Genomic DNA, 10,172 nt, shown 5'->3' with positions numbered 1-10,172 from the left:
CCCGTGGACCCCTGGGGTCCACGGGCCGCTGCGGTCCCGACGCGCTGTCTCCGCGGAGGCGGTCAGAGGCCTGCGACGGCCTCGGGGATCGGCGTCTCCCCGTCGTTGAACTGCACGAACCTGCCGAAGGTCTCGGGGCGGTCGATGACCGCGGCGATCACCTGCGCCACGTTCGCACGGCTGACCGTGCCGCTCTCTGCGGCCTCGACGTCGATCCGGCCGCTGGGCTCCTCCATGGTGAGGCCGCTCGGGCCGAGGATCGTCCAGTCCAGATCGGTGCCGCGCAGGTGCTCGTCGGCCGCGGCCTTGGACTCCGCGTAGGCGAAGAAGCCGTTGTCGGGATCGACCCCGTGGTCCGGGCCGGCGCCGAAGTAGCTGACCATGACGTACCGGCGGGCGCCCGCACGGGCGGCGGCGTCCATCGAGGCGATCGCGCCGTCGCGGTCCACCGCGTACGTGCGCTCGGGATCGCCGCCGCCGGCGCCGGCCGTCCAGACGACGGCGTCGGAATCCGCGATGAGATCCTTCCAGCCCTCCTCGTCCAGGCGCTGGATGTCGATGACGACGGCTCCCGCTCCGGTCGCCTCGATGTCGGCCACCTGGTCCGGGTTGCGGATGACCGCGCGCACCTCGTGCCCCGCCTCGACGAGCAGCGGCTCGGCGAGCAGCGCGACCTTGCCATGTCCTCCGATGAGTGTGATCTTCATGCGCCCCACACTCGCACCTGGGGGCCGTCGGGGGAAGCCCCGTGCGCTCGTGGCGGAACCCGCGACCGCCGACGCGCCGCGTGTGACGCTTGCCACGGAGACGGGGACATGGAAGCGTGGGACGCGCTCGGGTCCCGTCCCCTTCGCGCGATCGGCTCGCCGGTCCGCGCACGGGCTCGCGCTCCCCTCTCCCGCCCCAGGAGGCCCCGTGGAACCCCTCGCCCGTCGCTCTCTCCTCCGCGCATCCACCGGCGCCGCCGCCGGCGGTGCGGCATTCGCCCTCGGCGCGGGGTCCGCGCAGGCCGGGGGCTCCGGAGCCCCCGCCGGAGTCGGCGCGGGCCGCCACGGCACGGGACACGGTCCCGGGCACGGGCACGGGCACGACACCGCTCCGGTGCGTGAGTTCCGGGCCCTGTGGATCGCCGCGGTGGACAACATCGACTGGCCCTCGAGAACAGGGCTGAGCGCGCACGAGCAGAAGCGCGAGTACCTCGCCTGGCTCGATCTGGCGCAGGAGCTCGGCATGAACGCGGTCGTCTCCCAGGTGCGCCCCACGGCCGATGCCTTCTGGCCCTCGCCCTTCGAGCCCTGGTCGCAGTGGCTCACGGGCACCCAGGGCGAGGACCCCGGATATGATCCGCTCGCCTTCCAGATCGACGCCGCCCACAGCCGGGGCCTCGAGTACCACGCCTGGTTCAACCCCTACCGGGTGTCGATGAACAGCGATGACCCCGCCGACCTCGTCGAGGACCATCCCGCGCGCACCCACGAGGACTGGTCCTTCGCCTACGGCGGCAAGCTGTACTACGACCCGGGCGTCCCCGCGGTCCGCGCCTTCGTGCAGGACGCGATGATGGACGCCGTCTCCCGCTACGACGTCGACGGCGTGCACTTCGACGACTACTTCTACCCCTACCCGGTCGAGGGCGAGGAGCTGCCGGACGCCGGGACCTTCGAGCGCCATGGCGACGGCTCCTCCACGATCGAGGACTGGCGGCGGGAGAACGTCGACCTGCTGGTGAGCGAGATGCACGAGAGGATCCGCGGCGAGAAGCCGCATGTGCGCTTCGGCATCAGCCCGTTCGGCATCTGGAGGAACTCCACGAGCGATCCCGCGGGGTCGGACACCGCGGGATCGGAGTCGTACGAGATCATCTCCGCCGACTCCCGGCGCTGGGTCCAGCAGGGCTGGGTCGACTACATCAACCCGCAGATCTACTGGCAGATCGGCCACGAGCTCGCCGACTACGACACCCTGGTGCGCTGGTGGGCGGACCTCGCGGAGGACTCCGACGTCGCGCTGTTCGTGGGCGAGGCGGCCTACAAGGCGGTGGACGGCACCTTCGAGAAGCCCGGCGAGCTCTCCGAGCACGTGGAGCTGGGCCGCGACCTGGGCTCCGTCCAGGGCTATGTCTGGTTCAGCGCGACGAGCATGCGCGACGACGAGACCGGAGCGGTCAAGCAGCTCGTGCGCGAGCGCTTCGCGCACCCGGCCATCGTCCCCGTCATCGAGAGCGTCGAGGGGACGGCGCCCGCCGCGCCCTACCTGCAGTCCGTGCGCGCCTCGCGCAAGGGCGTCACGCTGCGCTTCAGCGGGGAGGCGACCAGCTTCGCGATCTGGCGCCTGCGCTCACCGCACGTGACGAGCCGGGACCTCGCGGATGCACGGAACCTCGTCGCCGTGGTGCGGGCCGACGAGGACGAGAGCCCACAGCAGTACACGCACGCGGGCGCGGACGCACGCGGCTGGTACGCGGTCACGGCGCTCGACCGCACCTGGCGACAGAGCGGTCCCTCGACGGTGCGCCGCCCGCGGGGCTGACCCCCGCGCTGGCCGCGCAGCCCGAGACGGGCGCGTGCGCGATCAGGCCTGCGTCGCGGGCGTGACCGGCGGCTCGGCCGACCACGGGAAGACGATCCACTCGTCGGTGCGCCGCCACACGAAATCGGGGGCGACCACAGAGGCGGACTTCGCGTAGAGGACCGCACTGCGGGCATCCGCGCCCTGCTCGCGCAGGAGCTGGAGCACGAGGGCGAGGGTGCGCCCGGAATCCGCCACGTCGTCGACCACGAGCAGGCGCTTGCCCTGGATCGACTCGGTGTCGAGCATCGGGGCGAGCAGGACCGGATCCGGCAGGGTCTCGTGGACGTCGGTGTAGAACTCGACGTTGATCGCGTCGGCCAGCTTGAGGCCGAGCGCGTAGGAGAGCGAGCCGGCGGGCAGCAGGCCCCCGCGCGCGACCGCGATCACGATCTCGGGATCGAAGCCCGAGTCGGCGATGGTCTGCGCGAGCTCCCGGGACGCGGTCCCGAACAGCTCCCAGTCGAGGACCTCCTTCGTCACGAGATCGGAGGAATCGGCGTGGTAGGCCTGCGACATCTGGGCTCCTGGGACGGATCGAGCGGGGGTGCCCCGATGCTACCGCCCGCGCCGGGACGGGCGAGCGCGGGGCCCCGCGCGACCACCACAGAGCCCCACATGCCCGAATGTTGTTTTCCGTGGGTTCATGTTCTAGTGTGTGGCTCATTCCCGGAAGCCGGCCCGAGCTCCCGGTGACCCGCCCTCCGACGACGCAGGTGATGTGATGTACGCCCAGGAGCGACAGCGCCAGGTCCTCGACGCCCTCGAGCAGTCCGGCCGCGTGACGGTCTCGGAGCTCGCCGAGCGCTTCGACGTGACCACCGAGACCGTGAGGCGAGACCTCGACGACCTCGAGCGGCGCGGTCTGCTGGCCCGCGTGCACGGCGGCGCGATCGCCCGCCGCACCCGCGACGCGGAGCCCGACCTCGACACGCGTCGGACCACGAACACCCAGGCCAAGCGACGGATCGCCGATGCGGCGCGGGCGCTGCTCCCCACGGATCCCGAGGCGTCCGTGCTGCTGGACGCCGGCACCACGACCCTCGCGCTGGTCCCCCATCTCGCCGAGCGCACCGGGCCCGTGCTCACCCACGCGCTCGACGTCGCGCAGGCGGCGCTCGGGCTCGCCGGCCCGACCGTCCACGTGCTGCCCGGGCGACTGCGCCCCGGCACCGGTGCGGGCGTCGGCGCGGAGACGGTGTCCGCCCTCGCGCGGCTGCGCCCCGAGGTCGCGTTCCTGGGATGCAACGGCTTCGACGGCGCGGAGCTGTTCACCCCCGATCCCGAGGAGGGCGCGGTGAAGAGCGCCATCGTCGAGCGCTCGAGCCGGCGCGTGCTGCTGGCCGACTCCTCGAAGGCGCAGGTGCGCCAGCTCGTCGCCTTCGCCCGCACGGGCGACATCGACGCCCTGGTCACCGACGCGCACCTGCCGGAGGCGCTGCGCTCCGAGCTCGAGGACGCCGGCACCGAGGTGGTGGTCGCATGATCCGCACGCTCACCGCGAACCCGTCGCTGGACCGCATGGTCGTCCTCGGCGCTCCGCTCTCCGCGGGCGGCGTGCACCGCATCGTCCGGGAGGCCACGCAGGTCGGGGGCAAGGGCGTGAACGTCGCCCGCGCCCTGCACCTCGCCGGCGCCGAGGTCGAGGCGCTCGTGCCGGTCGGGGCCGAGGACCCCTACCGGGCTCTGCTCGAGGACGCCGATGCGCCGCTGCGCACCTCCCCCGTCGCCGGCGCCGTGCGCACGAATCTCACGGTGCTCTCCCCGCGTGAGAGCACGGCGAGCGAGAGCACGGGGAGCACCACGAGCAGCGGCAGCACTGGCAGCGTCGGCAGCATCGGGTCCGCCGAGCACCCCGACGCGATCGGCGACCCCGCCGGCACGGTGACCACGAAGCTCAACGAGCCGGGCGCGAACATCTCCCCCGCCGAGCTGGCGGCCCTCGAATCCGCCCTGCTCACGGGGTCGGGCTCCGGCGGCCCCGGCAGCCCCGGCGGCCCGCACGGCCATGGCGCGTCCACGGACGAGCGGTCCCTCGCGCACACGGTGATGCTCTCGGGTTCCCTCGCCCCCGGCTTCCCCGAGGACTGGTACGCGCGGATGGTCCGGGCGCTGCACGAACGCGGGGCCTGGGTGGGCGTCGACACCTCCGACGCCCCTCTGCGCGCCCTCGCCGCCGCCTGGGTCGAGGACCCGGTGTCCGCACCGGACCTGCTCAAGCCCAATGCCCTTGAGCTCGCGCAGCTCACGGGCCTCGATGCCGCCGCCCTCGACGCCCTCGAGCGCGCGGGCACGGATCTGGATTCCGCCGAGCTGGGTCCCGTGGGAGAGGCCGCGCAGGACCTGCGGGCGCAGGGCGTCGCGGAGGTCCTGGTGACCCTCGGCGGTGCCGGTGCCCTGCTCGCGAGCGCTCAGGGCACCTGGTTCTGCCCCGCGGGCCCCACCCGCGTGGTCTCCACGGTGGGCGCGGGCGACTGCGCGACCGCCGGGTTCCTGCTCGCCCGCAGCCGCGACGAGGACGCCCCCACGGCCCTCGCCCGCGCCGTCGCCTACGGCAGCGCGGCCGTCGCCCTGCCCGGCACCACCATCCCCCGCCCGGACCAGGTCGTCGCCCGACCCGATGCCGTGCGGGCTCTCTGACCCGCACGACGTCACCGGACATCCGACCCGACGTCACGTCGGCCCAGCGCCGACGACCGATGACCCCGCCCGGCTGGAGCCGGGCCCTCCGAAGAAGGAGCTGGCCATGTCAGAACCCCTCATGACCGCAGACCTCGTCCACCTGGACGTCGAGCCGGCGGGAGACAAGTCCGCGGTGATCGGCCAGATGGCCGACCTGATCGCCGCGAGCGGACGCTCGGACCGCGACGGTCTCGAAGCCGGGCTGCTGGCCCGCGAGGAGTCCTTCGCCACCGGCATGCCCGGCGGCTTCGCGATCCCCCACTGCCGCACGGAGGCCGTCCACGAGGCCGCTCTCGGCCTGCTGCGGCTCTCCGAGCCGGTCGACTTCGGATCCGCCGACGGGCCGGCCGATCTCGTGATCGGCATCTCGGCGCCCGCCGGGACGGACGACCAGCATCTGCGTCTGCTCGCGCAGCTCTCGCGTGCCCTCGTGCGCCCGGAGTTCCTCGCCTCGCTGCGCGCCGCCGCGACGCCCCAGGAGGTCGCCGATCTGGTGATGGGGGTGATCGAGCCCGAGCCAGAAGCCGAGCCCGAACCCGCGCAGTCGGCGTCGGCCGCGGACGTCGCCCCCGCCCCGACGGACGGAACGGCGGCCGACGCACCGACGGCCGGCACCTCCGAGGTCGCGCCCGCGACGGCCGAGGATCCCCCCGTGCTGCTCGCGATCACCTCGTGCCCGACCGGCATCGCCCACACCTACATGGCCGCCGAGTCCCTCGAGACGGCCGCCGCGGAGAAGGGCGTGCGCCTGCACGTGGAGACGCAGGGCTCGGGCGGCATCACGCCCTTCACGTCCGAGCAGATCGCGGAGGCCTCCGCGCTCATCGTCGCGGCCGACGTCAACATCTCCGGGCGCGAGCGCTTCGCCGGGATGCCCGTCATCGAGCACCCGGTCAAGCGCGCGATCTCCCACGGCCCCGAGATGGTCGACGAGGCCGTCGCGGCCGCCCGCGATCCCCGCGCGAGGAAGGTCTCCGCCGAGGCCGGCGCCGAGGGCGCGGGCGCGGACGGCTCCGGCGGCTCGGGAAGCACCGGGACCAGCTCCGCCGCCGCGGTCTCCTGGCCCAAGCGGATCCAGGCCGCCGTGATGACGGGCGTGTCGTACATGATCCCGTTCGTCGCCGCGGGCGGCCTGCTCATGGCCCTCGGCTTCCTGCTGGGCGGGTTCGACGTCTCCTACGTCGCGCAGGACGTCGCGACCGGGAACTCGCTGACGAACCTGCCCGGGCACCTCGGCTACGACGGCGCGAGCGGGCAGGAGATGACCTCGCGCGCCGGACTGCTGCTGTACCTGGGCGCCGTCGCCTTCGCGATCGGCAGCGCCGGGATGGGCTTCCTGGTCGCGGCGCTCTCGGGCTTCATCGCCTTCGGCCTCGCCGGACGCCCCGGCATCGCCCCCGGGTTCATCGGCGGGGCGATCTCGGTGACGGTCGGCGCGGGCTTCCTGGGCGGCCTGGTGACGGGCCTGCTGGCGGGGCTCATCGCCATGTGGCTCGCCTCGCTGCGCCCGCCGCGCTGGCTCGCCGGGCTGATGCCCGTCGTGATCATCCCGCTCGTGACCTCGGGGATCGTCGCCGGGGCCATGCTGCTCGTGCTCGGCCGCCCGCTGGCCTGGGTGATGGAGGCCCTGCAGAACGCGCTGACCGGCATGAGCGGCACCTCCGCGATCCTGCTGGGCGTGATCCTCGGGCTGATGATGTGCGTGGACCTGGGCGGCCCCATCAACAAGGCGGCCTACCTGTTCGCGACCGCGGGACTCTCCCAGGGGACCGAGGCGTCCTTCCACATCATGGCCGCGGTGATGGCCGCCGGGATGGTGCCGCCGCTGGCGATGGCGCTGTCCACGGCGGTGCGACGCTCGCTGTACACGCAGGTGGAGCGAGAGAACGGCACGACGGCCTGGCTGCTGGGCGCCTCCTTCATCTCCGAGGGCGCGATCCCCTTCGCGGCCGCCGACCCGCTGCGCGTCATCCCCTCGATGATGGCCGGCGGCGCGGTCACCGGCGCTCTCTCCATGGCGTTCGGAGTGGGCTCGCAGGCTCCCCACGGCGGCATCTTCGTGTTCTTCGCGATCAGCCCGGTGTGGGGGTACGTGCTCGCGATCGTGATCGGCACGCTCCTCGCGGCAGCCCTGGTCACAGTGCTGAAGGAGCAGCACGCGCGACGCGTCCGCCACGAGGCCGCGACCGCCTGAGGCCCCGGCGCCCGCGACCTCCGCCTGCCCGCGTCCGCGCCGGTCTACCCTGCGGGTGTGGACAGCGCGGACGCGCCCCTGCTGGGGCACATGGCCCCCTACGGCGCCCAGCACCTCACGATGCTCGCGGTCATCGCGGCGCTCTGCGCCCTCGCGGCGGTCATCGTGCGGCGACGCGCCGATTGCGAGCGCGGCGGGGGCCGCGGGCCGGGCCGTCCGGTCGAGGGCGGGAACGATCGCGGGGGCGCGCCCGTTCTCGAGCGCCGGCTGCGGGTCCTCGGCGGGGTGCTGCTGGCCAACTCGCTGCTGTGGACGCTGTGGGGCTTCATGCCGTGGGCGTGGGACATCGACGAGTCCCTGCCGCTGCACCTCTCCGACGTGCTGCGCTTCATCGGGCCGCTGGCCCTGATCACCCGCGCACGGCGCCTCGTGGTCATCACCTACTACTGGGGTCTCACCCTGAACATGCAGTCCGTGCTCACGCCCGACGTCAACTACTTCGTGTGGCCGCCGCTCGAGTTCGCCGAGTACTGGATCGCCCACGGCACGGGCGTGCTGATCCCCGTGATCCTGGTCTGGGGCCTGCGTATGCGCCCCACCTGGCGAGGGTTCCGGTTCGCCTACGCGGCAACAGCGCTGTGGGCACTGATCGCGATGATCGGCAACGCGCTGACCGGAGCGAACTACGGGTACCTGAGCCATGCGCCCGCGGGTCCGAGCCTGCTGGACGTGATGGGCCCCTGGCCCCGGTACCTCCTCGTCGAGGCGCTCGCGATCGCGGTGGTCTGGGTCCTCCTCACCCTGCCCTGGGTGCTGCTGGACCGCCGGACGGGACGGTCGGACGAGCTCCGGGCCAGCGAGATCCGGGCCGACGGGAGCCGCAGCGACGACGCCCGGGCCGATGATCCGTCGTCCGGGCCGGGCGATCCGCCTCGGATCGATACAGTGCCAGGATGACTTCCCGCCGCCCCTCGCCACTCGGAGGCCGACGTCCCACCAAGGACGATCTCGCGCAGGTCTCCACCACGGACCCTCACGGCGTCGACGACATCCTGCCCGGCCCGGGCGACCCGTCGCCGCTGCGCATGCTCATCGTCGGCATCAACCCCGGACTCTGGACCGCCGCGGTCAACGCCCCGTTCGCGCGCCCCGGGAACAGGTTCTGGCCGTCCCTGCACCGCGCGGGCCTCACCGACCACCAGGTCGACTGCGCCGCCGGACTCACCGAGGAGGACGAGCAGCAGCTGCTCGGCCGGGGCATCGGCCTGACGAACCTCGTCGGCCGCGCCACGGTCCGCGCCGACCAGCTCGCGCGCGAGGAGCTGCACGAGGGCGGGAGACGGCTCGTCGAGCGCGTGCGCGAGATGCGACCGCGCTCCGTCGCGATCGCCGGCATCACCGCCTACCGCACCGCCTTCCGCCTCCCCCGGGCGAAGCTCGGGCTCCAGGATCCGGCCGACGTCGAGGAGTGGCCCGAGGACTCGCTGCTGTGGGTGGTGCCGCAGCCGAGCGGGCTGAACGCCCACGCGAACATCGACACCCTCGCCCGCGACTGGCGCGAGGTGTGGGACAGCACCCGCTGAGCGCGCGCGGGCGGCCCCTCCGCGCCCACCGCAGTTATGCTGACACCATGTCGAATAACGCGCCCTCGCCCTCCTCCCCTGCACCGTCCGCACCCACCGATCCCGTGCTGAACGCCCTGCGCCTGACCGCCGGCAGCAGCGCTCTGATCGCGATCGTGCAGACCCTGCTGGGCCTGGGCATCCTGGGCAGCATCGGCGGCGTGTTCCCGCTCCACCAGACGCTCGGCTACGTGCTCTTCCTCGACACCCTGGCCGCCGCGGTCAGCGCCGTGCTGTGGTCGCGCCGCAGCGGCAACAAGGGGCTGATGATGCACGCGATCTCCGTCGCCGTGCTCGCCCTGATCCAGATCGGCATCGCCGAGATGGGCGTGGTCTGGCTGCACGTGGTCGTGGGACTTCTGATCCTCGTCGCCGTGATCGCCCTGTTCACCCTGAGCATGCGCAGGGGCGGGGCCTCCCGTTCCGAGCGCCGGGGGACGCCGGCCGCACGCTGACGCCGGGCCGCCTAGCGTACTGTGGATCGCGCCCGGTCGGGTGATCGGGCGCGAACGATCCGCACCGACGAGGAGGCCGTGATGCCCGAGGCATGGAGCGAGAAGCGCGAGCGTCAGTACCAGCACGTGAAGGACAGCGTCCACGAGCAGGGTCGCTCCGAGGAGACCGCGGAGGAGATCGCCGCGCGCACCGTGAACAAGACCCGCGCCCAGGAGGGCGAGGCCGACGAGTCCTCGACGACCTCGACGAAGGACGAGTCCCCCTCCGAGCGCGGCGGGAAGCACTCCCACGAAGGACCGCAGGGACGCACTCGCGACCAGCTCTACGAGGACGCCCGGCGACAGGACGTCGAGGGCAGGTCCTCGATGACCAAGGACGACCTCGAGGACGCCGTCGAGGACCGCGACTGACGGACGCGTCCGCCCCCGGAGCCCCGCGCCGCGGACATCGTCCCGGGACGCGCGGCGGCGCCGCCCCGCGGCGTCGACACGCCGTTCCGGAACATCCGGACATCTCAAGATCCCAGCGCACAGCGCCATGGGTTCGCCTCCGCGCAGTTCGCGGGAACCGGTTGCGGCACCCTGCGCGCCGTGGAAAGGTGGCGGCACCCGCACGGCGCTGAAGCCGTCAGGCTCCGGGCGCCGTCACCG

Annotated in this window: 10 protein-coding genes; 8 read left to right on the top strand and 2 right to left on the bottom strand. The window is 73.2% G+C overall.

The features are described 5' to 3' along the window. Positions 1-62: 62 nt before the first annotated feature. On the bottom strand, positions 63-707 hold the full coding sequence (locus ACFQ53_RS13420; RefSeq protein ID WP_249479128.1) for an NAD(P)-binding oxidoreductase: 645 nt from the start codon (positions 705-707) through the stop codon (positions 63-65). Between the two features lie 208 nt (positions 708-915). Here ACFQ53_RS13420 and ACFQ53_RS13415 point away from each other — a divergent pair, with 208 nt between their 5' ends. Beyond that, the gene (locus tag ACFQ53_RS13415; protein WP_377860476.1) at positions 916-2,529 is read left to right on the top strand and encodes a glycoside hydrolase family 10 protein; all 1,614 of its coding nucleotides are present in this window, start codon (positions 916-918) and stop codon (positions 2,527-2,529) included. A 42-nt stretch (positions 2,530-2,571) separates the two neighbouring features. On the opposite strand, the gene ACFQ53_RS13410 is transcribed toward ACFQ53_RS13415, so the two are convergent. Then, positions 2,572-3,087, bottom strand: a complete 516-nt coding sequence (locus ACFQ53_RS13410) for a phosphoribosyltransferase (protein ID WP_200501749.1) — start codon at positions 3,085-3,087, stop codon at positions 2,572-2,574. A gap of 205 nt (positions 3,088-3,292) precedes the next feature. On the opposite strand from ACFQ53_RS13410, the gene ACFQ53_RS13405 reads away from it, so the two are divergent. From ACFQ53_RS13405 to ACFQ53_RS13375, 7 genes are all read left to right on the top strand, one after another. Next, entirely contained in the window at positions 3,293-4,054 is a 762-nt protein-coding gene (locus ACFQ53_RS13405; RefSeq protein WP_377860474.1) for a DeoR/GlpR family DNA-binding transcription regulator, read from the top strand. Next, a complete protein-coding gene (locus ACFQ53_RS13400; protein ID WP_377860472.1) occupies positions 4,051-5,208 on the top strand; it encodes a 1-phosphofructokinase family hexose kinase in 1,158 nt (385 codons plus the stop codon). Before ACFQ53_RS13405 ends, ACFQ53_RS13400 begins: the two co-directional genes overlap by 4 nt. Before the next feature lie 106 nt (positions 5,209-5,314). After that, a complete protein-coding gene (locus tag ACFQ53_RS13395) occupies positions 5,315-7,444 on the top strand; it encodes a fructose-specific PTS transporter subunit EIIC (RefSeq protein ID WP_377860470.1) in 2,130 nt (709 codons plus the stop codon). A gap of 57 nt (positions 7,445-7,501) precedes the next feature. Next, complete coding sequence (locus tag ACFQ53_RS13390; RefSeq protein WP_377860468.1) at positions 7,502-8,401, top strand: TIGR02206 family membrane protein; 900 nt, start codon at positions 7,502-7,504, stop codon at positions 8,399-8,401. Then, on the top strand, positions 8,398-9,027 hold the full coding sequence (locus tag ACFQ53_RS13385; protein ID WP_377860466.1) for a mismatch-specific DNA-glycosylase: 630 nt from the start codon (positions 8,398-8,400) through the stop codon (positions 9,025-9,027). The genes ACFQ53_RS13390 and ACFQ53_RS13385 overlap by 4 nt, the downstream gene beginning before the upstream one ends. A 47-nt stretch (positions 9,028-9,074) precedes the next feature. Beyond that, positions 9,075-9,521, top strand: a complete 447-nt coding sequence (locus tag ACFQ53_RS13380) for a hypothetical protein (RefSeq protein ID WP_377860464.1) — start codon at positions 9,075-9,077, stop codon at positions 9,519-9,521. A gap of 81 nt (positions 9,522-9,602) precedes the next feature. Continuing rightward, entirely contained in the window at positions 9,603-9,932 is a 330-nt protein-coding gene (locus ACFQ53_RS13375) for a plasmid stabilization protein (protein WP_377860462.1), read from the top strand. The last annotated feature ends 240 nt before the right edge of the window (positions 9,933-10,172 follow it).

The organism is Brachybacterium sp. NPDC056505, assembly GCF_042794925.1.
GTDB lineage: Bacteria > Actinomycetota > Actinomycetes > Actinomycetales > Dermabacteraceae > Brachybacterium > Brachybacterium kimchii.
Note: the sequence above shows the minus strand (reverse complement) of the source record. Positions and strands in the feature narration are given on the sequence as shown.

Excerpts from the sequence above, each read along its gene's own strand:
- ACFQ53_RS13420 (WP_249479128.1), bottom strand. The coding sequence starts at position 707 with ATGAAGATCACACTCATCGGAGGACATGGCAAGGTCGCGCTGCTCGCC.
- ACFQ53_RS13410 (WP_200501749.1), bottom strand. The coding sequence starts at position 3,087 with ATGTCGCAGGCCTACCACGCCGATTCCTCCGATCTCGTGACGAAGGAG.
- ACFQ53_RS13405 (WP_377860474.1), top strand. The coding sequence starts at position 3,293 with ATGTACGCCCAGGAGCGACAGCGCCAGGTCCTCGACGCCCTCGAGCAG.
- ACFQ53_RS13400 (WP_377860472.1), top strand. The coding sequence starts at position 4,051 with ATGATCCGCACGCTCACCGCGAACCCGTCGCTGGACCGCATGGTCGTC.
- ACFQ53_RS13395 (WP_377860470.1), top strand. The coding sequence starts at position 5,315 with ATGTCAGAACCCCTCATGACCGCAGACCTCGTCCACCTGGACGTCGAG.
- ACFQ53_RS13385 (WP_377860466.1), top strand. The coding sequence starts at position 8,398 with ATGACTTCCCGCCGCCCCTCGCCACTCGGAGGCCGACGTCCCACCAAG.
- ACFQ53_RS13380 (WP_377860464.1), top strand. The coding sequence starts at position 9,075 with ATGTCGAATAACGCGCCCTCGCCCTCCTCCCCTGCACCGTCCGCACCC.
- ACFQ53_RS13375 (WP_377860462.1), top strand. The coding sequence starts at position 9,603 with ATGCCCGAGGCATGGAGCGAGAAGCGCGAGCGTCAGTACCAGCACGTG.